The following is a 21,868-nucleotide window of genomic DNA, read 5'->3' as shown; positions in this document are numbered from 1 at the left end:
ACTTCAAACACTATCGATGAAGAAGAAAGCCTACTTCAAAGAAAAACGCCTGCTAAATTAGCAGGCGTTTATAATTAAGCGACTTGGTTAAACAAGCTCGCCTTGAAGCCAAGGCCAACCTTGCTTCTTACGGCTCAATGTATTTTCCATCATCAATACACCGTCTTTCTCGAATTTAACCAGCTTATCAGCCCACTCACCTTTGTATAGAAGACGAGTTTGAGCTGTAGTGATATCTGTCAGCATTACTGCAGCGAATGCTAGACCATCTTTCTCACAACGCGCTTCAAGATCAGCTTCTAGCGCTTCGATCATGCCGTCTACTTGCTCAAGAGTCGCAAGCTCAACTTGACCAACGACAACATCACGACCGTTGAATGGGTAGCCTTTAAGGTCTTTTTCTACTAACTGTGCAGCAGATAGGCCTTCGATGTTTGTCTTAGCAATTAGAAGCGCTTTGATAAATGCATCAACGTCTGTTACGCCAACGATTTCAGCAAGCTCAGCAACCGCGTCTTTGTCTTTTTGAGTACATGTTGGAGAAGCAAAACCAACTGTGTCTGAAAGAATTGCAGACATCATCAGTTTAGCGATTTGTTGAGAGATAGCGTGACCTTCAATCTTAAACATGTTGAAAAGTACTGTATTTGTACAGCCAACAGGCCAGATCCAAGCTTCCATAGGGTTAACTGTCATCACGTCACCTAGACGGTGGTGATCGACAATACCTACGATCTCAGCATCAGCTACATCGTCTGGTGCTTGTGCAAGATCTGAGTAGTCTACTAACCAGATTTTTTCACCAGCAACAGAAGTACGAAGTTCTGGCTTTTCAGCACCAGCGACTTCTAGAATGTGTTGAGTTTCGCGGTTGATCTCGCCTTGGCGAATTGGTGTCGCTTCCTCGCCACGAGCTTTAAGAAGCTCAGTTGCAACTAACGCACTACAAATACTGTCACTATCAGGGTTTTTGTGACCAACAACTAAAATCATGTTTCTTCCTATTACACTAACAATTATGACTCTACCTTTAGAGTCTCTCTTTATTAGGCATACTTTACCTCATTTTTTTAGATTGGTCATGTTTCGTGGGTTTGGCCAATGGTAACAAAAGATAAAAAAACAACGAATGCAATTGATAATTATTATCATTCGTATATGATTATCTTAATACACAAATTTTGAGTGACACTTATGGATCGACTAATCTCTTTTTTGCCAAGCAGCAGCGCTGCGAAAACAACTCAGTTTTCACTGTCTTTTAAGCGCCTGCTTTTACCTATTTCACTTGCGGCGTTAGTTGCAGCTCCTGCTACGCGAGAATTGACGGTCACTACCTTGTCTGACGCCTTCTGGGCAGTGTCATGTTACGTTGCGCTAACCCTAGCGATTTACCACTGGTTAAGTCTATACATCAACAAAGATAACGTCTTCAATAAGCTCGTCCATCAATCTCGTTCAAACCAAGTTGTATTCGCCGCGCTAATGGGCGCATTGCCAGGCTGTGGGGGAGCGATTGTGGTCACCACACAATTTATTTCAGGCAAACTCGGATTTGGTGCGGTCGTGGCTGTACTCGTCTCAACCATGGGTGACGCGGCCTTCCTGTTAATTGCTAGCGAACCCAAAACAGGTTTAGCCATGATGGCGATGGGTGTAATCGTGGGTACCGCCTCAGGACGAATCATAAACTTGTTTCACGCAGACGACTTTTTACGCCCGAAACAAGCAGAGAGAAATGAAGCGGAAAACAGCTGTACCTCACAACCTCAAGGTCAAAGCCCTGTCTCTAAAAAAGCGATAAACCTTCAGGGTTACCTATGGTCTGTGCTTATTATTCCGGGAGCCGCTGTTGCCCTGCTTGGCTCTTTTCAAATCGATGTAAACCAGTTGCTGACACTGCCTGAGATGTCTATGGAATGGACGGGAACGATTTTACTGATTAGCTCGATGTTTTTGTGGGGGCTTACTCGTGAAATTGAGGATTACAAATCGGCCGTAAGTGAAGATGAAAAATGTATAGGTTCTCACCCACTACAAAAAACAGCTCAAGATACAAACTTTGTCACTGCATGGGTGGTGGTGGCTTTTCTTTTCTTCGAGTTTGGCTCTGTGCTTGCAAATGTCGATTTTGCGACGCTATTCTCAAGCTGGGGGATGATGCTCCCCCTGGCGGGTGTGTTGATGGGCTTACTGCCGGGGTGTGGTCCACAATTGTTGGTCACTAGCCTTTACCTTTCAGGTGCACTGCCACTTTCAGCTCAGGTCGGTAACGCAATTTCAAATGATGGTGATGCTTTATTCCCTGCTATCGCAATGGCACCGAAAGCGGCTCTTGTGGCCACATTATATTCAGGCATACCCGCATTAATCTGTGCATACGGTTATTGGTTTATGTTCGAGATTTAACTCAAGCTGATTCAATTCCATAGGTCTCTATTAGGTCGATACTTTGTATCGGCCTTTTTGTTTCCGTCTGCCTAAGTCCTTACAACAGATTCTTTTTACACTCCCTTCCTGCTTCATTGTTCATTGTTCATTGTTCATTGTTCATAGTTCATAGTTCTACAGCCTATCCAAACGGCACGTCGTTATAGCCGGTCTCAAAAACGCCCCCTCTTGGCGCTATGACAATGCTTAATTACAAATCCCGCACACAGGCTAGAAAAACAAAAAGCCCCTGTAAGAGTGCTTACAGGGGCTTTAATTCAAGCTTTAATCTTGGTTCTTAAGTACAAGACTTAAGAAACTTCGATTGGACCACCGAATGAAGTTACTGGAGGCAGTTTGCCTTGGAACTTCTCGAAGTTAACCAAACATGTGTTTGCTGACGTTGCTTGAGCAAGTTCAGACGTACCGATGTCTTGAGTTAGTGTGTTTGGATCGCCGTATGTATCTAGCGCCCCCACTTTCTCGTTGATCGGGCCATACCAAGCGCCTTCTTCGATACGAACAACACCAGGTGCGTAGCTATCCATTAGAACAGCACCTGCTAGTAGTTGACCACGGTCATTGAACACACGTACTACGTCGCCATCTTTGATGCCTTTCTTCTTAGCATCGATTGGGTTGATGTAGATTGGCTCACGGCCTTGTACCGCGTAAGTCGCACGCCACTCTTCAGATTCACACATCTGAGAGTGAAGACGCTTGTCTGGGTGGCAAGATTGTAGCCAGTACGGATGTTTGTCAGAGCCTGGACCACCGTGTGAACGTTCAGATTTCTCAAACCACATAGGGTGTTCTTGACAGTGCTCGTAACCCATGTTGCCAACAGTACGGCTTGTGATTTCGATGAAACCAGAAGGCGTACCTAGTGCGTTGATCTCTGGATCTTCACGGAATGATGCGTGGCGAGTCCATGGCTTACCTTTACCGAAGTCTAGGAAACCTTTCTCCCAGAACTCAGCAAACTCAGGCATTTCGAAGCTGCCTTCGTTTGATGCACGACATTCGTCATACAGAGATTTAACCCACTGCATTTCGTCCATACCACGCGTGTAATCGTCGTAACGACCCCAACGCTTAGTTAGGCTAGACATAATCTCGAAGTCAGTTTTAGACTGGAACAGAGGATCGACTAGTTTGTGCATCGCGATCAAACCACGACCAGAGTACGCGCCGTAACCATCAATATCGTTACGTTCCCACTGAGTACATGCAGGAAGCACGATATCAGAGTGACGACAAGTTGCAGTCCAAGCGAAATCAACAGCCACTACAGTTTGTAGGCTCTTGAATGCTTTACGCATCTTGTTGCGATCTTGGTGGTGGTGCCACGGGTTATTACCACTGAATACCATCATCTTGATATCCGGTAGTGTAACCGTTGAACCGTTCGCTTTGATCTTCTTACCTGGCTCTAGCAAGCTATCTACCCAACGAGCAACAGGGATTACACGGCTGTAACCGTTGTAATCAGTGTTAGTGTGCTTAGGCGATTGACCTTGGTCGATGTTCAACGGGAATGAACCCGGAGCAGCGAAGCCAGTTGAAGAAACACCGATACCAGAGTAATGGTGACCGTAAGAGATACCACCGCCAGGTAGACCGATTTGGCCAACCATTGCTGCGATAACGGCACACATCCAGTAAGGCTGCTCACCGTGTTGTTGACGTTGGATACTCCAACCGACAAGAATCTGCGTACGACCGTTAACCAGCATCTTAGCGAATTCACGGATAGAGTCCGCGCTTGCACCACAGATAGCCGAAGCCCACTCAGGTGTCTTCTCAACTTTATCTTTCGTTTCACCTTGAACGTACTTGATAAAGTCTTCAAAACCTAGACAGTAAGTTTCGATGAACTTCTTGTCGTATAGATCTTCGTTGTAAAGAACGTGAGCAACACCAAGCATGAACGCCACATCAGTTTGTGGGTTGATGTACATTTGCTCGTTTTCTAGGTAACGGCCTGTTTTGTTTTTAACAGGGTCAACAGAAACAACGTTGATCTCTTTCTTAGCAACTTTTTCTTTCAGCTGTTCTAAGTATGCGAATGACTCGTGAGTCTCACATGTCCAACCTACTTGCAGGTTTTTAACTGGATCGTTACCCCAAAGAACAATGTTGTCACTGTTTTCTAGGATAAGTTCCCAAGATGTACCTTGTGCGTAAACTTCAGTAGAACCTAGCACGTAAGGCATGATCGTTTGACCAGCACCTGTTGAGTAGTCACCGATTTTCTTCACAGAGTAACCGTGAAGTGCCATTGCACGTTGCATATGGTTAGTACAGCTGTGGAACTGACCCGTTTGTCTCCAACCAGTTTGACCTGTGTGAAGCGCCCATGGACCGTAATCTTTCTGTACGCGCTCTAGTTCGCGGTAAACAAGGTCTAGTGCCTCATCCCAAGTCACACGAATAAAACGGTTGTTACCACGCGTGTCTGCGCTGTATTTATGCTTCTTCAACCAATCTAGGCGAACCATTGGGTAACGCACACGTGATGGGCTGTAGATAATACCTTTAATACCTTTCAACATCTCAGTTGGGTGTTGATCGATTTCTAGAGGTTTAATCTCTTGTACTTTACCCGCATAAACGCGAGCTCGGAATGCACCCCAGTGAGAACCAGAGACTTTCCACGCGCCGTCTGTTTCTGCTGCAGACGCTGATGCCGACGCCAATAAGCTTGGACCGATAACCGATGCCGCACTTGTAGTAGCGACACCTTTCAGAAAACTTCTTCTTGTAATTGCCATTGTGTTACTCCAATTGACGTCTTATTAGTGATGGCCTTCAGAAAAATCTGATGAGTGCTTCTGTAGATACTTAAGAACAAGTGCTTCTGTATCTGTATCGAAGTTAACGAATGCAATCATACCATCTAACATGCCTACCCAACCGTTAGCGCTGAAGTGAGCTTCATCTGGCTGTGAGTGACACGTTGAACAGTTAGATTGGTACGCTTGACCCGCTGCGTTCCAAATTGGATCGAAGTTATCAACCATAGACTCTTTCTTCATCCAAAGTGCTAGGTTAACTTCTTCCCATGGAAGGCCAGTAAGCTCATCTTCTTTCTTCTCACCAACAGTGATAACGTCACTTTGAGATACTTCTTTGGTCAAGATTGCAGTTGAGATGTTCATACCGAAGTCTTCTTGGATTACACGTCCGAAGCCTTTCGCTTTACGCCAACCATCGATTTGAATCTTGATCATGTCGCCTTTTTCGTCGATAACCGCAACTTTACTTGCAGGACTTAGTAGACCCGCTTCAACCGTTGCTGTTTCATCTGTGTACATTGGTAGGTGACGAATAGAGATCACGTCAGAACCATTTGCGTAAGATGTGCTGCTTGCTACATTTTCTAGCTCGCCAACAATACCGCTTGCTGATGCCATATCCATTGGAAGGTTGTGAGCAATACCTTTATGACAGTCAACACAGCTTTGATCACGTTCTGCTGCATTCTTCATCTGGATACGCGCTGTTGGGCGCATGTTCTCGAAGTCCATTGAATCGTAGTTGTGACAGTTTTTACACTCTAGAGATTTGTTCGAAGAGAAACGATCCCATTCGTGTTTAGCCAGTTCGATACGACGAGCTTCGAATTTCTCAGGTGTATCTAAGTCACCAAATACTTGAGCGAATACTTCTTTAGATGCTTGCATCTTACGAGCGATTTTTGCTGTCCATTCATGTGGAACGTGACAGTCAGGACAAGTAGCACGTACACCAGAAGTGTTTTTCCAGTGAACCGTTTCTTGTAGTTCTACGTACACGTTGTCACGCATGGTGTGACAACTTACACAGAACTCTTCTGTATTTGTGTGCTCTAGAGCTGTGTTAAAACCGCCCCAGAAAATAACACCGGCGATAAAGCCACCCATAGTTAGTACACCAAGACTGATGTGTACTGCAGGGCGAGTCATTGTGCGCCATAATTTAACTAAAAATGATTTCATGTTTAGCTCTCTTAAATATTGATTTTAAAAAATGTTGTTACTAGAGGGCATTACATGCCGCCGTGAGCACCAGGAGGTCCGAATACAAACACTTGCAGTGCCCAAACTAGGAAGCCGTAACCGCCTACAAAAGCCACACTTAATATTGGAAAGAGAACCACCGCGATGAAGAGGAAAGACTTCCACTCCAACGAGCGTTTTTCGCCAGTTTCAATTTTATTAACATCACTCATACATTTTGCCTATTTTGTATTTAGTAATTTCGAGTAACCCATTCTATGGGGCTAAAGTTCTTGAGTATCTAACAACAAATTTTAGACCATACACAAAGTAGGGTTCAATCAAATCCCCCGTTATAACCCTTGCTAATCAATACTTTTTTGAGGTCATCCAAACTTGTTTTCAGTTAAACAAAGTTATTAAAAAGTATTAACAAATGTGAAGAATTAAGTATATTTCACAAATGTTAAAAACCAACATATACGCAACCATATGACAACCAATTTTAACTTTTTACCTACTAAGTAGTAGCTAAAAAAGCCTCAAACAACCACTATTTTGTGTTTTGTTTGTTAAATGATTGATCATTTTTAGAATTGGTGACTTTACAGTTGAAATGCATCATTTGGCACTTTCAGATATGATGGAGACCACTTAAAAGGAATCATTATGCAAGACGTTATTGATATATCTTGGTGGCAGTTATTGTTCTTCAGCTCACTTCTCTTGCTACCTATTACCATCAACCACAAGTTAAAACTCGGCCTTGGAAAAGAGGCTTCTGTCAGCATCATTCGTATGGTTATTCAGCTATTTCTAGTGGGACTTTACCTAGAATACTTGTTCACCTTGAATAGCTTATGGGTCAATTTGCTGTGGCTATTTGCAATGATCATCGTTGGGGCAAGCTCAATTGTTGAAAAATCTAGGCTCCCAAAAAATCTACTTTTAGTTCCTATAGCCGTTAGCCTTGCTGTAACTTGTGTACCTATTGTCTTGTTTATCTGCTTTTTCATCATTAAACCGACACCGGTTTTTAACGCACAGTACCTTATCCCTATTGCAGGGATGCTGTTAGGTAATAGCTTAAGCAGTAATATCGTGGCATTGCAGAATTTGTTTGGGGCTTTTGAAACGCAGAAATCAGAGTACGAAGCGGCTATCGCTTTGGGCGCGTCTCCTTCCTATGCAGCCGCGCCTTTTGTTCGTAATGCGATACAGAAAGCGATGTCACCAATTATGGCCTCTATGGCAACTACAGGCTTAGTCACGCTACCGGGAATGATGACAGGACAGATCTTAGGTGGTGCATCACCAATGATCGCGATTAAGTATCAGTTGATGATCATGTTAGCTATCTTCGTGATGATGAGCTGCTCTTTAGCACTTGCACTTCAGCTCTCATTGAAGACATCTCTTACTAAAGAAGGCCGAGTTCTCGCGCAAATACAGCCTTCGAAATAGCCTCCCTACTCCACTTAGATCTGGTTACTCACTGAATTTGAGACAGGTTATCCACAGAAATTGTGGATAACCAAATCAATATAGATCCTTTTTTGTCCATTCCCACCTAGGGAAAGATCATTACCTTTGATCTTTGGGTGTTTTCAAAGACATATACACACACGGTGATCATCGCTATTGAGCGTTCACATGATAATTTAAGAAATGAATAAGTAGGTTTTCCACAAATAAAAACGGCCTGCAATGCAGGCCGTCTTGTAAATGTCATAAGTCAGTTCAGTGTTTTCACTGAGTCCAAGTTACCCAGTTAACTCGTAAACTGGATTAACCGCGTAATCGGAATTAATCACGCAACCTTTGCTTTGTGGATCACGCCACCCTTATTAGTCACGTAGGTAGATCAACCAGTACCACATACCAACAAAGATACCACCGCCAATGATGTTACCAATGGTAACGGGCAGCAAGTTGTTCATCAAAAAGTCCATCATGTTCAGATCAACATAGTCCGCAGGGTTAGCGCCTGTCATTGTCCAAAATTCTGCGGGAGCAAATGTTTTGATACCGATAGCTAAAGGGACTTGGAACATGTTGGCAATACAGTGCTCAAAACCGGCTGATACGAACATCGCAACAGGTAAAATCATAACTGCGATTTTGTCAGTCAGTGTACGTCCACTAAACGTCATCCATACCGCGATACAAACCAACACATTACACATGATGCCAAGCGCGATAGCTTGGATAAAATCATGGTGCATTTTGTGTTGGGAAATCGCCATGGCATTCAAACCCACTTGTCCATGATCGAACATGTACTGTTTAGTCAGAAGCATACAGGCCACCAGCAGCAATGCACCAATTAAGTTACCGACATAAACCGTGGTCCAGTTCTTAACTAATGTACGCCAGGTAATCTTGCCACTTGCGCGAGCAACAAGCGTCAACACCGAGCTGGTAAACAGTTCACCACCAGTAACAACAACAAGGATTAATCCTAAGCTAAAAGCTAGACCACCCAATAAGCGAGTAATACCCCACGGTAAATCACCAGCACCGGTAGTCACGATTGTGTAGAACACAAACGCGATACCAATATGTATGCCAGCAGAAATCGCTAGGAGAAAAGATTTGATTGGATCTTTGGTTGCTTTACCTACGCCAATATCTGCAGCGCGCTCAGCCATTTGTGGCGGTAATAATGAGTCGAATTGGTTTAGATTCATGATGATTTACATTTTGAAACATGTCGTCGGGAGCGCGATAATCCTCTCTTTCATTTCTGAATTCAAGAGCTATTTTAAGCTCGAAATGCCTCTCACAATCCTGTTGAAAGAAATTAGTCCAAGTTATTCCAAATTCATACGACTTTAGTAGTAAAAATAAAACTCTGCTGAATGATTAGTTATCAGCATAGAAAACAACACATCTATAAATATCAACAAGTTACGTTAAAGTTCAAAGAATAACTTACACTATAATGACTCAATGGACACTTTTGTTTTCAGATTTTGACATAGATCAACAGAACGTAAAAAAGCGCCCTTAGGCGCTTTTAACTCAATCACAAATAAAGAAATTAGTGATGCTAAACCGAAGGTTCAATCACTTCTTCTAATGATTGTTCGAGAGATGCATCCTCTAGGCTAGATTCAATACTAGGAAGAATCACATCAGAGTCACTTTCGCTGGCAACTTTACCACCTAAGCTTTTCAAGCTATCCACTAACTCTTCTAGGCTCTTTATATGAGCATCACTCTTGGTAACCTGATCATCTAACAATTGGTTGTGCTTGGTCGCTTCAACCAATTTCTGTGTTTGTTTCTGATTCTCACTTTCTAACTTAGCGAGTCGCTCAGTCAAAGTTTTAATCTCTGACTTTAATGACGCCGTCATGTCTGAGCCTTTCAGCGCTTTAACACTCGCTACAATTTTTTGAGACTGAAGACGCAATACAACATCACGGTGATCTTCATCATTAACCACTCGTGAAATGCTCAATAACTGGTTCTCTGCATTCAAAACCGACTGTTCGAACTGGTCGCCTTTTACGCTCGCTAGTACTTTAACTTCATGAGCAACACTGCGCACGTGGTTTAATTCGAACTCTGCAGCGTGAACTGCGTCTTCAATGATCGACTTTTCACGGGGACTGGCTTTCACTTGGCTTTCTGCCAAAGCAATTTGAGATGCCGCTTTAGCAAACGTCAGTGGAACAACGTCATCGAAATCTTCATCTTCCAAGAACTCCAACTCATCCTTCAAAGGTTCGATGTACTTCTTGTGCGCCACTTTAACTTCTAACAAACTCGCGTTATTAAGAAACTCTACCTGTGCTTCCTGAGCATCTTCAAGTTCGTCGACCAGCACATACTCAAACAGCTCGCTGTATTCTGAATACAAGCGCTTGTAGCTCGATGCAAACATAGTATCGGCACCAAGAAACTTTAAGTAATCCATTTGCACTATCGAGTCGGCTAATACTCTGTCAGCCTTTTCCTTTAGCACTAAGATCGAGTCATAATTTGATCGAATCAACGCGATTTTTTCATCAAAGGCTTCGGCGTAAGTTAATGTCGAAAAAATCGAGTAACTCTTGGTTAACCGTGTTTGATCTTTCAGTAAGTCCGCATAAATGCTTTCAGCATCATCCCAAGCGTCTAATAGTTCATTGTAATTCTCTGGAGCATAGAGAGACAATTGAGCGTGTTCTTCAAGCTTAGCCTCCCACTCGGAGTAAACACTTTGGACAGACTGAAATGAACGGACCTCTACTGTTGATTCATTGTCATTTGTGGTTTGGTTCGCGCCTGTCTGCTCTGAGGGTGTACTTTGACAACCTGAGATAGCAAATAGCATACTGATCGTTAATGCTACTTTGTTCACTCTCACTGATGCGTTTCCTTTTTATACAATATTAGCTGGATGCAATATATTTCTAGTAACACAATATATTACAACCACTTCCCAATAAACATCGTTCCGAATTTAAGTGGCTGCAAATCACGCAATCTAACTAAAATAAACCCACCATACGACGATTAATCATTCAATTTGGTATCACTTATCAATTCTATTTATTTGCTATTGCTTGAGCCGTGAATGCGCACTAAGGTGAAGGTAGAGAACGTTATGAATATATAGGTTAATTATGAAGTACAACGCTGAACATATTGCTGATTTAAACCTCCTTCTTCAATTTGATGTAAGTAGCGCCGCTACTGGAATTAAAGTTCATCAAGAGGCTGCTCAAGAAACTCAAGACGCTGTTAAGCGCCTATTCGAAAAGAATCTTTGCACTCAGCCAGACGGTGGTTACCTAACAGATGAAGGTATCCAGATGGCAGAGCGCGCAGACAAGTTACTTCGCGTACTGAACTAAAACTCCACGGTTCTAGTAAAAACTCCACTCGCTTCGGCCGTGGAGTTTTTTCATTTTTGGCCAAAGGTTTGTTAGGCTTATTGTAAATTCGTCATTTGCAGTTGTGAGGAACACATGGCTTCTATATTTATTGTTGGTGCAGGATGGGTCGGTGCACCTTTATCTGAACATTTAGAAAAACATGGTAACCAAGTTGTGGTCACGAAAACGACCCAAGCAGGTGCAGACGCTGTTGGGAACAAACGAGTTCCATGTGAAGTGTTTAGTTTTGACTCATCAAAGCCAGATGAGACTATCGGCGAACTCTATTCGTTGTTACTCGAAAACAACACTGAGATAGTGATTGGTAGCTTCCCTCCAGGCTTTAGAAAGGGAGCAGGACAAGAGTACGCCGACTACTGGCAGCAACTCACCAATGCCTGTCAAAAGGCCAACGTTAAGAAGCTCATCATGGTCAGTTCAACAACCGTATACCCAACCAAACCTGGCGTATTGAACGAACTGGATGCTTCACTCCCCCTTTCAACCTCAGGCAACGAGCTAGCGTCTTCATTTTCCGATAACGCGCGTGTTATGCTGCAAGCGGAACAGTCAGTGATTGATTCTGGCATCGACTACACCATTCTTCGCTTTAGTGGATTGATTGGTCCGAACCGTCACCCATCGAGGTTTGCAAGTAAATTGAAGCAGGTTAGTACTCAAGCTCCTGCCAATATGCTTCACCTTAACGACGCGATTGGCGCAGTCGATTTCGCTATCAGTCAACTGCACAACGAAGTGGTCAACGTCACCACACCGAATACTGTGAGCAAAGCAGAGTTCTATGCCGCTGCACTAAAAAGTGCCAATAGCAGCGAACCACTTCCCCCTCTTGTCGATACGCCAGACAAACTGATCTCGTCGAAAAAGATTCTCGACTTAGGTTACTCGTTTAAATTCGAATCCACACTGGACGCACTTCATGACTGAGCAATCTACAGCTAAGAGAAATCCCAATATAAAACTGCATCGCTCAGTCGACACCCTTTGGAACTTTATGTCTATGGGTCACAAGGTTACGCCTTCAGACTGTATTTTTGTATTGTGTAGCAACGATACCCGCGTCGCTGAATATGCAGCCGAGCTTTATCACCAAAAGATAGCGCCTTACATCGTTTTTTCTGGTGGTGTGGGACGTTTTACAGAAGGAAGCTTTGAGCGTTCAGAAGCAGAAACGTTCGCTTCTATCGCACGAGACTGTGGTGTGCCTGACTTAGACATTATCATTGAGAAGCACGCGACAAACACTGGGGAAAATGTACGGTTTACCTACGAGCTACTGGATCAGCGAGGATTATCACCTAAACGGCTGACCCTAGTTCAGAAGCCCTTTATGGAGAAACGCACTTACGCAACGTTTGCTAAACAGTGGCCTGACGAAGTTACCGAGATTCAAGTCACTTCACAATGGCAAGACTGGGATGATTACTTTAACGAAGAGTTGCCGTTAGACATGGTGTTAGGTGCATTGATTGCTGATTATGAGCGAATCAAATCCTACCCCGCTCAGGGCTTTCAAATTGAGATGCCCATCCCTGACGACGTTGACCATGCCTATCAAGCATTAAAGAGGCTCGGTTTCGAATAAAGCAAAAGATCGACTAAGAATAAAATAGAAGCTCGGCTCAATAAACAAAAACGGTGACACTAGGTCACCGTTTTCTAATTTGAACGCTATTGGTTTTAGCAATGCCGACTTGTAGGCTGCTTATTTACCTAACGCTTCTTTATAATGTAAACGGCAAGCCGAAACATATTGGTCATTGCCACCAATAGCGACTTGGTCACCTTCAGCAATTGCCACACCGTGCTCATCTGTACGAATTACCATATTGGCCTTACGGCCACAGTGGCAAATTGTTTTAAGTTCTACTAATTTGTCAGCCCAAGACAACAAGTAGCGGCTACCTTCAAACAGTTCACCCAAGAAGTCAGTGCGCAAACCGTAACAAAGTACAGGGATGTGCAGCTTATCAACCACTTCTGTTAGTTGGTAAACCTGCTCTTTCGATAAGAACTGACACTCATCGATCAATACACAATGACGCTTTTCTTCTTCGTTGAGTTTTTGAATTGCCTCAAACATATTGGTGTCGTTTTTAAACAATTGAGCTTCAGATTGAAGACCAATTCGTGAACTCACTTTACCGATACCATAGCGATCATCTAATGCAGCCGTAAAGATCACTGGTGTCATACCACGTTCTTGGTAGTTGAATGAAGATTGAAGAAGCGTTGTTGATTTACCCGCGTTCATTGCCGAGTAATAAAAATACATCTGAGCCACAGAAATATTCCTGTTAATTAAAAGTTGAAGATAAAAAGGTGAAATTAGAGAATTTTTGCTAGAAAAAAGGGCTGAAAATCAGCCCTTTTTATAAGATTTACTTACGACGCCAAGTCGTACCTTCTGGACCATCTTCCAGAACAATACCTAGCTCGTTCAGCTTATCACGTGCAAGATCGGCATTTGCCCAATCCTTCGAAGCGCGAGAGTCATTACGTAGCTTAATTAGGCCTTCGATTTCAGCGACTTCGTCATCGTTACCTGCTGCATCGCCTTGCAAGAAAGCTTCTGGATCTTGGTGAAGAATACCGATGATGTCTGCCAGTTCACGCATCAACGCACCTAGTGCACTTGCTTTTTCTATGCTTTCAGTCTTGATACGGTTGATTTCACGAGCCATTTCAAACAGCACTGAATAAGCTTCAGGTGTGTTGAAATCATCGTTCATCGCTGTAGAGAAACGAGTCACATACTCTTCACCACCAGCAGGGGCTGCGGTAACGTCTAGACCACGAAGTGATGTATAGAGACGTTCAAGTGATGCACGAGCCTGATTTAGGTTATCTTCGCTGTAGTTTAGTTGGCTACGGTAGTGACCAGACATTAGGAAGTAACGAACTGTCTCTGCATCGTAATGCTGAAGTACGTCACGGATAGTGAAAAAGTTACCCAGTGACTTAGACATTTTTTCTCTGTCTACCATCACCATGCCACTGTGCATCCAAGTATTCACATACTGGGTGCCATGTGCACAGCAAGATTGTGCGATTTCGTTCTCGTGGTGCGGGAACTGTAGATCTGAACCACCACCATGAATATCGAAGTGATTGCCAAGAATAGACGAGTTCATTGCTGAACATTCGATGTGCCAACCTGGACGACCTGGCCCCCATGGCGATTCCCACGTCGGTTCACCAGGCTTAGACATCTTCCAAAGAACAAAGTCTAACGGGCTACGTTTTGCAGAATCGATGTCAACACGGGCGCCAGCTTGAAGCTGGTCAAGATCTTGCTTAGAAAGCTTACCGTATTCGTCAAACTTCTTAACTTCGAACATCACGTCACCGTTGCTTGCAACGTAAGCGAAGCCACGTTGAATTAGCTTTTCTACTAACTCAATGATCTCTGTGATGAATTCAGTCGCACGAGGCTCGACATCTGGGCGTTTCATGTTCAATGCATCGAAGTCCGCGTGCATTTCACCGATCAGACGCTCAGTCAGAGAGTCACAAGACTCGCCGTTTTCATTAGCGCGCTTGATGATTTTGTCATCGATATCAGTGATATTACGAACGAAATTCAAATCGTAACCAAGGTAACGCAGGTAACGAGTTACCACGTCAAATGAAACGAACGTACGGCCATGACCAATATGACAGAGATCGTATATGGTTACCCCACAGACATACATACCGACTTTGCCAGCTGTAATTGGTTTGAATTCCTCTTTCTGTCTTGTGAGCGTGTTATATATCTTCAGCATGATCTCTATCTATTTTATGGATTAATCAAAAATAAGCTCACAGTATAACAAGTCACACCTTAATAGGTAATCCCCAAAAGCAGGAATTACCTCATACATCCGAGTTAAGTTAATGATTTGGTGATTTGAAAGTCCGCCAACATGCGCTAGAATTCGAACTTCATATTAAAAAGACAGTAAGGTAACAATCATGATCATCCTTCACACAAATTTTGGTGACATCAAAGTTCAACTTAACGAAGAAAAAGCACCAGAAACAAGCGCAAACTTCCTACAGTATTGCCGTGACGGTTTTTACGACAACACGCTATTCCACCGTGTTATCGATGGTTTCATGGTTCAAGGCGGCGGCATGACTTCTGGCCTTAAAGAAAAAACAACTCGCGCGACTATCAAGAACGAAGCAAACAACGACCTAGCGAACAAAGTGGGTACGCTAGCAATGGCTCGTACTATGGAACCGCATTCAGCGAGCTCTCAGTTCTTCATCAACGTTAACGACAACTCTTTCCTAAACTTCCGTAGCGAAAGCCTAGACGGTTGGGGCTACTGTGTATTCGCAGAAGTTGTTGAAGGCATGGATATCGTAAACAAGATCAAAGGTGTTAGCACTGGTTCTATGGGTATGCACCAAGACGTACCTCTAGAAGAAGTGATCATCACTGGTACGACAATCGAAGCTTAATCACTTGCTTTCGGTTAGTATTAATAATTGATGAGCCGATAAAATCAGGATATAGGGAGCGAATCGCTCCCTTTTTTTAGACCTATGAAAACATATTTTATATCAGATCTACACCTTGCTCCGTCGCGACAAGACATCACAGACTGCTTCTTAACCTTCATGAAGAACGAGGCCGTAGAAGCGGATGCACTCTACGTGTTGGGTGATCTTTTCGAATTCTGGATTGGTGACGACGATACAAGCGAGTTCGCGAATTCAATTCGCCAAACGTTTATAGACTTAGTTAACACTGGCGTACCTTGTTATTTCACACAAGGCAATCGGGACTTTTTAGTTGGCAAAAAATTTGCGAAACAAACAGGCGTACAGCTTCTAGATGAAGTTTCTACTATCGATATCTACGGACAAAAAGCAGTGGTATTGCATGGTGATACTCTGTGTACCGAAGATATAAAGTACCTCGCCTTTCGTGAAAAAGTTCATCAGCCCTGGTTACAATGGGTCTTTAATAGAATTCCATTTTTTATCAAAAAGAAAATTGTCTCCAAGGTTCAGTCTGATATCAAAGATGATAAGCAGACAAAGTCACTCGACATCATGGATGTAACACAGCAAGAAGTCGAAAATGTGATGAAACAACACAACGTCGATTTGATGATCCACGGTCATACTCACCGTCCAGACATACACTCCTTCAGTGCTAACAATTGCACTAAAACCCGTATCGTATTGGGTGATTGGTATACCCAAGGATCAGTTCTGGTGTTCACTCCGCAAAGTTTTGAACTACAGAATCGCGAGTTTAGCAATCGCTTTTAGCATCACGCTTAAACTTTCACTTTTATTATTATCATCGGTCAGATTTTCTTCACTTGTATATGGTAATTTCTCCTGAATTAGCTATTATTTGTCTATCAAAAATAAACCGAACACAGTACCAAGTTGAAATATTCATACGTAGCGCGTCAACCAATACTCGATGCAGACAAGAAGACCATAGGTTACGAGTTGCTATTTAGGGATGGTCCTAAGAACACTTTCCCTGAAGTAGAGCCGGAGCTCGCTACTAGCCGTTTGCTTTCCGACCACTTCTTATCTACCCACTATAATACATTGGGCGATAAGCTTGGATTCGTTAATTTTCCATATGCAAGCTTGGTTAACCTAGTCCCGACTCTATTTCCGAAAGAGAGCTTAGTTGTCGAGGTACTGGAAGACTGTGAGCCAACAGACGAACTGCTAGAAGCCATCATCACAATTTATGATGCGGGTTACACGATCGCGTTAGATGATTTTGTGCCTAGCAAAGCATGGAAACGCTTCTTACCTTACGTATCAATTATCAAATTCGACATACGTTTGATCTCAATCGCTAAAGCTGCGATGTTCATGAACACTCTGAAAGACTTGAATATCGAGTTTCTAGCGGAGAAAGTAGAAACTCACGAAGAATACCAAGAAGCAATCCAAGCCGGGTTTAACTACTTTCAAGGCTACTTTTTCAGTAAGCCGGAGATGATCCAAACTCGCGCATTAAACCCTGCTTTTTTAACCATTGTTCAACTGTTGAAAGAGATTGCCAACGATCCTATCAACTTTGCCGAAGTAGAGCGTTTGATTACCCTTGATATGACTATGTCGTATAAGCTGCTCTCTTACGTAAACTCCGCTGGTGGCTCATCAACACCGATTCGTTCATTCCACCAAGCGCTTGTTTATCTTGGTGAACAAAAACTACGTAAGCTAGTGTCACTGGTTGCTATCGCATCCGCGAAAGAAGATAAACCAGACTCACTTTATGGTTTAGCCGTGATACGCGCGCGCCAATGTGAACTGTTGGTCGAGAAAATGAACGTTAAGGTTGAGCCCGGGCAAGCCTTTTTAACTGGCATGTTCTCGCTGCTCGACTCCCTATTCGATCTGCCGTTAGTAAAAGTACTGGACTCGGTGCCGATCGATGATGAGATTAAACAAGCCTTGATTCAACGTAAAGGCGTATTAGGTGCCATTTTGGCGATGGTCATAGCTTATGAACAAGCTCGCTGGGATGAAGCAACGCGCATTCGTAAACTGCTCAAACTCAACGAAGCAGAGCTAGGTCAAGCTTATGACGAAGCAACTTCTTGGGCCCAAGACCTGCTGTCTCCTACTTTGAAATAGTTCACATCACACAGCTACTTCAATCGAAACTCAGCTTTGGTGAGCAGTCGTTTCTTGATAAACTCCAACACATTCATTTATGGCCTCTTAACAGAGGCCATTTTTACAGGATTTAACCATGTCTTTATGCCCATGCGGTAGCAAAAACACTTACCAACAGTGCTGTAAATCAGCACACCTTAACCACAGTGCCGTTGAAACACCCGAGCAATTGATGCGCTCACGTTATTCTGCACATGTACTTGGTTTGGTGGATTATGTTGTTGCGACTTACCACCCTAGCTGCAACGCAGAAGCGCAAAGAGAAGGTATTGCCGAATCTATCAACAGTGATTGGGCAGGACTAGAAGTCATCGATACTGCGGTAGGCTCGCACCAAGACGAAGGCTTTGTTGAGTTTAAAGCTTACTTCAATGAAGAAGGCGCACAATACTGCATGCAAGAACGCTCTCGCTTTATACGTCAAGACGGTCTTTGGTACTACATTGATGGTACCTTCCCAGAGCAAGAACAAACTACACAACCAGAAATTGACCCACGCTTAAATCAAACCGTTGAGAGCTTTAAAATCGGCCGTAATGATCCGTGTATTTGTGGCAGTGGTAAGAAATACAAGAAGTGCTGCGGGTAACTCGTTCGACTAAGAAGTCAGATTAAGAGAAGAGATTCCTGATGTCGCTTAGGCTCCTCGGAATGACGCAAAGTCAGAGGTTAGAAAAGTGACGTAGGGCTTAGAAATCTTGAAATCTTGAAATCTTGAAATCTTGAAATCTTGAAATCTTGAAATCTTGAAAATTAAAAAACTAAAAAGCCCCGTAAACATGTTTGTTTGCGGGGCTTTTGCCTGTCTTTTACGCGGTTCTATTAATCTAAAGAGAGCTTACTTATGACGCTCTTTCAGCTTGTTTACCACATCATCCATCGATAAGCCTTGATCTTGAAGAAGAACCATTAGGTGGTAAATCAAATCTGCTGATTCACACACTAACTCCGCCTTATCGCCCGACGTCGCCGCAAGCGCGACTTCAACGCCTTCTTCGCCCACTTTTTGCGAAATACGCTTGGTGCCACGGGCATATAGACTGGCAGTATAAGAAGATTCAGGATCGGCGTCCTTGCGGGCAGCCAATAGCTGCTCAAGCTGATGAAGCCACACCATCTGAGACTCTTCTTGCTTGTCTCCATCCCAACACGTTGTTGTACCTGTGTGGCACGTTGGACCAATGGGATTAACTTTAACCAGTAAGGTGTCGCTGTCACAGTCCAAGGCGACGTTGTGCAGTTGCAATACGTTGCCTGACGTTTCACCTTTCGTCCAAAGGCGCTCTTTGGTGCGAGAGAAAAACGTCACTTGGCCAGTCTCGCCTGTTTTCTCTAGTGCTGCTGGGTTCATGTATCCCATCATCAGCACTTGGCTAGACTGGTAATCTTGAACAATCGCTGGCACTAAGCCATCGACTTTTTCCCAATCAATACGCTCTGACAATGCGCCTACTTCTGTTTTTGATAAGCTTACGGGTTCAAAACTCATAGTCGCACCTCTACATCTTGTTGTTTTAAATACTGTTTAAGTTCACCAATATTGATGACTTGTTTGTGGAATACCGAAGCCGCAAGTGCTCCATCCACGTTGGTCTTTTTATAAGCTTCAGCAAAGTGTTCCATTGCACCTGCGCCACCTGATGCAATCAGGGGTACATTACACACCGAACGTACCATATTTAACTGGTCGATATCATAGCCGTTGCGAACGCCATCTTGGTTCATCATGTTTAACACGATCTCACCGGCGCCACGCTTCTGTACTTCCTGCACCCAATCTTTGGTTTCCCACTTGGTTGCTTTGGTACGCGCTTCATCGCCTGTGAATTGGTAAACCTGATATTTACCCGTCTCTTTATCGAAGTATGAATCGATACCGACAACGATACACTGTACGCCGAACTTATCAGCTAGGTCAGTGATTAGCTGTGGGTTAGCCAATGCAGGCGAGTTGATGGATACTTTATCTGCACCAAACTCAAGAATGCGTGCTGCATCTTCCGCAGACTTAATACCACCAGCCACACAGAAAGGAATATCAATCACTTCTGCTACACGTTTCACCCAGCTTTTATCGACCACACGGCCATCACTTGATGCGGTGATGTCATAAAATACTAATTCATCAGCGCCCTCTTCTGCGTAGCGTTGTGCTAGCGGAACGATGTCACCAATAATTTCGTGATTACGGAATTGAACGCCCTTAACCACTTGTCCATCACGGACATCCAAACAAGGGATTATTCGCTTTGCCAAGGAGGTTTTCTTTGCTGGTTTAACCGTTTGATTTTGATTACTTTTTATCAACGTCTTAAATTCCCTCTAAAATTATTTTTCATCACATTTTCAACAGTCCGTATAAACCATAGCTTATAAAGTTGGAGATTTATGCAGCGTCTATTCATGCAATGACTAATTATTCATACCCATTCAGGGCTCCGATTGACTAACTATATAGCAGTTTGATTTCCATTTCATGTGCTATGTGCACTCTCAAAATACTTACCGAAAAAATGAATCAGATAGGCAGTGTCCTAGCGAAATCAGGCGCATATTTGATGTTGTGAAACACTTGCGCAGAAGAAACTAACAAACATCTATACTGAAAAAATGACGTGTTGTTAGTTTATAAACTCCGCCGAAAATCTGGTTGCTATCACTTTGCACGGCATAGAGCAATCACGGCTTTAACGAGGAAGAAAACTCTTACGGACATTTCACTGAGTTCCACCACATGACTCAATGAAAACCAAGTCACCAATTGGTGCTTTAAAGGAGCATCTTGTTTTGGCTCTGAAAGCAGCAGCGGCTTCCCAAGATGATTATAAGTATCAAGCTAAAATCATGTACTCAAGAATGTGAGAAACGTTGGAGCAACTCATTGAAGAGAGGTTAATTCGAGGTGTTGTTGAGCGTTTTAATCGCGAGACAAAAACACAACGTTGTCGTCATTTAAGTGACACCTCTGAGATCGATATTGAAACAATCGATTCCGCGATGGGCAAATGTAGCACTTATATGTTTGGGCACGATATGTCGCTCGAAGCGAGCGGAGCATTTCCGAGCTGTGAAGAGATAGAGCAAGACGAACGAAGTAGCATCGAACTATTCGCCGAAGGCGGTAAAGGGAGCACTCGTGCTCCCGTCAGCTCTACTATGGTAGTCATGACTTCTACCTTTTTTGGTTGATTGAAACGTGCCGCAATCATTACTCACAATTAATCATGCTTCATTTGCAATATTACTAAATTAATTTATTTGGTATGAAGTGAAATCCCATAAATAAGCATCTCTCTGGTGTTATTTTTTAATACAAATACTTAGCCACTTTTGAATCTCTCATATTTTTTTAAAAAATTTTCGAGCAACTCATATTTCACGAAAAATTTTAGGAGTATACCAGATAATAAATTTGATGTCAGTTGATTAATGAAAATATTAGTTTTAATATATAAATATGACTAGGGAATAATATTCCAATCGTTCTTTAAAAATATAGAAATTAAAACACACACTGTCAAAGCAAAGGCATTGCGAGCATATATTTCAGCGCACACGTGCACTCCCAAATATTATAAGAAGTTTTTTATCTGATAAAAGCCTTATTTCAGTAAGAATATTAGTAGCAAGCTGGAGTTGTTAGGGACACGAAACTTCGTTTCTGCCCTAGCCGGCTTTGTTGCGTAATTCAGTGGAACTAAATCCAGAACCTACGATCTGATCAGCTACCACCACTCTCTCTCGTAGCCTTATGCCTAAACCTTGTTACAAAACAACCAACTGGAAGCAATACAACCAATCGCTCATTAACCGTGGTTCTCTGACCTTCTGGATCGATGAAGAAGCAATAAGTGGGTGGGCGCAAAGCAAACAGAATAAGCGCGGGAGGCCACGTCGGTTCAGTGATTTAGCTAT

The 21,868-nt window shown here is 43.1% G+C and carries 21 protein-coding genes; 11 read left to right on the top strand and 10 right to left on the bottom strand.

The genetic code is table 11. The annotated features are described in order from the left end of the window. Positions 1-87 precede the first annotated feature (87 nt). Positions 88-993: a manganese-dependent inorganic pyrophosphatase gene (locus ACED59_RS16695; RefSeq protein ID WP_017098170.1), complete on the bottom strand. Its 906-nt coding sequence runs from the start codon at positions 991-993 to the stop codon at positions 88-90. Between the two features lie 201 nt (positions 994-1,194). On the opposite strand from ACED59_RS16695, the gene ACED59_RS16690 reads away from it, so the two are divergent. After that, complete coding sequence (locus ACED59_RS16690; protein ID WP_012604363.1) at positions 1,195-2,409, top strand: putative manganese transporter; 1,215 nt, start codon at positions 1,195-1,197, stop codon at positions 2,407-2,409. 332 nt (positions 2,410-2,741) lie between these two features. Here ACED59_RS16690 and torA read toward each other — a convergent pair whose 3' ends face one another. From torA to torE, 3 genes are read right to left on the bottom strand one after another with little or no spacing between them, the layout of a single operon-like run. Next, a complete protein-coding gene (torA, locus tag ACED59_RS16685) occupies positions 2,742-5,204 on the bottom strand; it encodes a trimethylamine-N-oxide reductase TorA (RefSeq protein ID WP_009848787.1) in 2,463 nt (820 codons plus the stop codon). 24 nt (positions 5,205-5,228) lie between these two features. Continuing rightward, on the bottom strand, positions 5,229-6,410 hold the full coding sequence (torC, locus tag ACED59_RS16680; protein ID WP_009848788.1) for a pentaheme c-type cytochrome TorC: 1,182 nt from the start codon (positions 6,408-6,410) through the stop codon (positions 5,229-5,231). 50 nt (positions 6,411-6,460) lie between these two features. Next, on the bottom strand, positions 6,461-6,643 hold the full coding sequence (gene torE, locus ACED59_RS16675) for a trimethylamine N-oxide reductase system protein TorE (protein WP_008222628.1): 183 nt from the start codon (positions 6,641-6,643) through the stop codon (positions 6,461-6,463). 436 nt (positions 6,644-7,079) lie between these two features. On the opposite strand from torE, the gene ACED59_RS16670 reads away from it, so the two are divergent. Beyond that, a complete protein-coding gene (locus tag ACED59_RS16670; protein ID WP_371695053.1) occupies positions 7,080-7,874 on the top strand; it encodes an ABC transporter permease in 795 nt (264 codons plus the stop codon). Positions 7,875-8,257: 383 nt separating this feature from the next. On the opposite strand, the gene focA is transcribed toward ACED59_RS16670, so the two are convergent. Continuing rightward, on the bottom strand, positions 8,258-9,100 hold the full coding sequence (gene focA / locus ACED59_RS16665) for a formate transporter FocA (protein WP_009848790.1): 843 nt from the start codon (positions 9,098-9,100) through the stop codon (positions 8,258-8,260). Between the two features lie 362 nt (positions 9,101-9,462). After that, complete coding sequence (locus ACED59_RS16660; RefSeq protein WP_017098167.1) at positions 9,463-10,767, bottom strand: hypothetical protein; 1,305 nt, start codon at positions 10,765-10,767, stop codon at positions 9,463-9,465. Positions 10,768-11,026: 259 nt separating this feature from the next. Here ACED59_RS16660 and ACED59_RS16655 point away from each other — a divergent pair, with 259 nt between their 5' ends. The 3 genes from ACED59_RS16655 (at position 11,027) to ACED59_RS16645 (ending at position 12,884) form a co-directional block, all read left to right on the top strand. Continuing rightward, entirely contained in the window at positions 11,027-11,257 is a 231-nt protein-coding gene (locus tag ACED59_RS16655; protein ID WP_009848792.1) for a TIGR02647 family protein, read from the top strand. A gap of 114 nt (positions 11,258-11,371) precedes the next feature. Further along, positions 11,372-12,226 carry an NAD(P)H-binding protein gene (locus tag ACED59_RS16650; RefSeq protein ID WP_017098166.1) on the top strand — a complete coding sequence of 285 codons (855 nt, stop codon included), beginning with the start codon at positions 11,372-11,374 and terminating at the stop codon, positions 12,224-12,226. Further along, positions 12,219-12,884: a YdcF family protein gene (locus tag ACED59_RS16645; protein WP_017098165.1), complete on the top strand. Its 666-nt coding sequence runs from the start codon at positions 12,219-12,221 to the stop codon at positions 12,882-12,884. Before ACED59_RS16650 ends, ACED59_RS16645 begins: the two co-directional genes overlap by 8 nt. A 120-nt stretch (positions 12,885-13,004) precedes the next feature. Here the strand turns inward: ACED59_RS16645 and ACED59_RS16640 are convergent, their stop codons facing one another. Then, a complete protein-coding gene (locus ACED59_RS16640; protein WP_009848795.1) occupies positions 13,005-13,583 on the bottom strand; it encodes a thymidine kinase in 579 nt (192 codons plus the stop codon). A 97-nt stretch (positions 13,584-13,680) separates the two neighbouring features. Continuing rightward, positions 13,681-15,066 (bottom strand): cysteine--tRNA ligase, encoded by a 1,386-nt coding sequence (cysS, locus tag ACED59_RS16635; RefSeq protein ID WP_012604369.1) that lies wholly within the window; start codon positions 15,064-15,066, stop codon positions 13,681-13,683. 190 nt (positions 15,067-15,256) lie between these two features. On the opposite strand from cysS, the gene ACED59_RS16630 reads away from it, so the two are divergent. From ACED59_RS16630 to ACED59_RS16615, 4 genes are all read left to right on the top strand, one after another. Beyond that, entirely contained in the window at positions 15,257-15,751 is a 495-nt protein-coding gene (locus ACED59_RS16630) for a peptidylprolyl isomerase (RefSeq protein ID WP_017098164.1), read from the top strand. Between the two features lie 84 nt (positions 15,752-15,835). Then, positions 15,836-16,570, top strand: coding sequence for a UDP-2,3-diacylglucosamine diphosphatase (gene lpxH, locus ACED59_RS16625; protein ID WP_017098163.1), 735 nt, complete (start codon positions 15,836-15,838; stop codon positions 16,568-16,570). A gap of 123 nt (positions 16,571-16,693) precedes the next feature. Next, entirely contained in the window at positions 16,694-17,911 is a 1,218-nt protein-coding gene (locus tag ACED59_RS16620) for an EAL and HDOD domain-containing protein (protein ID WP_017098162.1), read from the top strand. A 118-nt stretch (positions 17,912-18,029) separates the two neighbouring features. After that, complete coding sequence (locus ACED59_RS16615) at positions 18,030-18,542, top strand: YchJ family protein (protein ID WP_017098161.1); 513 nt, start codon at positions 18,030-18,032, stop codon at positions 18,540-18,542. Between the two features lie 249 nt (positions 18,543-18,791). Here the strand turns inward: ACED59_RS16615 and hisIE are convergent, their stop codons facing one another. Together hisIE and hisF are read right to left on the bottom strand one after the other, a co-directional pair. Continuing rightward, positions 18,792-19,442 carry a bifunctional phosphoribosyl-AMP cyclohydrolase/phosphoribosyl-ATP diphosphatase HisIE gene (gene hisIE / locus ACED59_RS16610; RefSeq protein ID WP_017098160.1) on the bottom strand — a complete coding sequence of 217 codons (651 nt, stop codon included), beginning with the start codon at positions 19,440-19,442 and terminating at the stop codon, positions 18,792-18,794. After that, positions 19,439-20,209 (bottom strand): imidazole glycerol phosphate synthase subunit HisF, encoded by a 771-nt coding sequence (gene hisF, locus ACED59_RS16605; protein ID WP_102572598.1) that lies wholly within the window; start codon positions 20,207-20,209, stop codon positions 19,439-19,441. Before hisF ends, hisIE begins: the two co-directional genes overlap by 4 nt. Positions 20,210-20,821: 612 nt before the next feature. Between hisF and ACED59_RS16600 the strand changes: the two genes are divergently transcribed. Both ACED59_RS16600 and ACED59_RS16595 read left to right on the top strand, forming a co-directional pair. Further along, entirely contained in the window at positions 20,822-21,142 is a 321-nt protein-coding gene (locus tag ACED59_RS16600; RefSeq protein WP_371705059.1) for a hypothetical protein, read from the top strand. A gap of 562 nt (positions 21,143-21,704) precedes the next feature. Next, positions 21,705-21,868 (top strand): transposase (locus tag ACED59_RS16595; RefSeq protein WP_371731367.1); only part of this gene is annotated, 164 nt, incomplete at its 3' end.

It is taken from the genome of Vibrio sp. FF266, assembly GCF_041439695.1.
Classification (GTDB): Bacteria; Pseudomonadota; Gammaproteobacteria; order Enterobacterales; family Vibrionaceae; genus Vibrio; species Vibrio tasmaniensis_A.
This window is presented reverse-complemented; position numbering and strand designations above follow the sequence as displayed.

What these genes read in the sequence shown, in the direction of transcription:
- lpxH (WP_017098163.1), top strand. Translation starts at nt 15,836, where the DNA reads ATGAAAACATATTTTATATCAGATCTACACCTTGCTCCGTCGCGACAA.
- focA (WP_009848790.1), bottom strand. Translation starts at nt 9,100, where the DNA reads ATGAATCTAAACCAATTCGACTCATTATTACCGCCACAAATGGCTGAG.
- ACED59_RS16615 (WP_017098161.1), top strand. Translation starts at nt 18,030, where the DNA reads ATGTCTTTATGCCCATGCGGTAGCAAAAACACTTACCAACAGTGCTGT.
- ACED59_RS16650 (WP_017098166.1), top strand. Translation starts at nt 11,372, where the DNA reads ATGGCTTCTATATTTATTGTTGGTGCAGGATGGGTCGGTGCACCTTTA.
- cysS (WP_012604369.1), bottom strand. Translation starts at nt 15,066, where the DNA reads ATGCTGAAGATATATAACACGCTCACAAGACAGAAAGAGGAATTCAAA.
- ACED59_RS16645 (WP_017098165.1), top strand. Translation starts at nt 12,219, where the DNA reads ATGACTGAGCAATCTACAGCTAAGAGAAATCCCAATATAAAACTGCAT.
- ACED59_RS16655 (WP_009848792.1), top strand. Translation starts at nt 11,027, where the DNA reads ATGAAGTACAACGCTGAACATATTGCTGATTTAAACCTCCTTCTTCAA.
- hisIE (WP_017098160.1), bottom strand. Translation starts at nt 19,442, where the DNA reads ATGAGTTTTGAACCCGTAAGCTTATCAAAAACAGAAGTAGGCGCATTG.
- ACED59_RS16670 (WP_371695053.1), top strand. Translation starts at nt 7,080, where the DNA reads ATGCAAGACGTTATTGATATATCTTGGTGGCAGTTATTGTTCTTCAGC.
- ACED59_RS16695 (WP_017098170.1), bottom strand. Translation starts at nt 993, where the DNA reads ATGATTTTAGTTGTTGGTCACAAAAACCCTGATAGTGACAGTATTTGT.
- ACED59_RS16630 (WP_017098164.1), top strand. Translation starts at nt 15,257, where the DNA reads ATGATCATCCTTCACACAAATTTTGGTGACATCAAAGTTCAACTTAAC.
- torE (WP_008222628.1), bottom strand. Translation starts at nt 6,643, where the DNA reads ATGAGTGATGTTAATAAAATTGAAACTGGCGAAAAACGCTCGTTGGAG.
- torC (WP_009848788.1), bottom strand. Translation starts at nt 6,410, where the DNA reads ATGAAATCATTTTTAGTTAAATTATGGCGCACAATGACTCGCCCTGCA.
- torA (WP_009848787.1), bottom strand. Translation starts at nt 5,204, where the DNA reads ATGGCAATTACAAGAAGAAGTTTTCTGAAAGGTGTCGCTACTACAAGT.
- ACED59_RS16690 (WP_012604363.1), top strand. Translation starts at nt 1,195, where the DNA reads ATGGATCGACTAATCTCTTTTTTGCCAAGCAGCAGCGCTGCGAAAACA.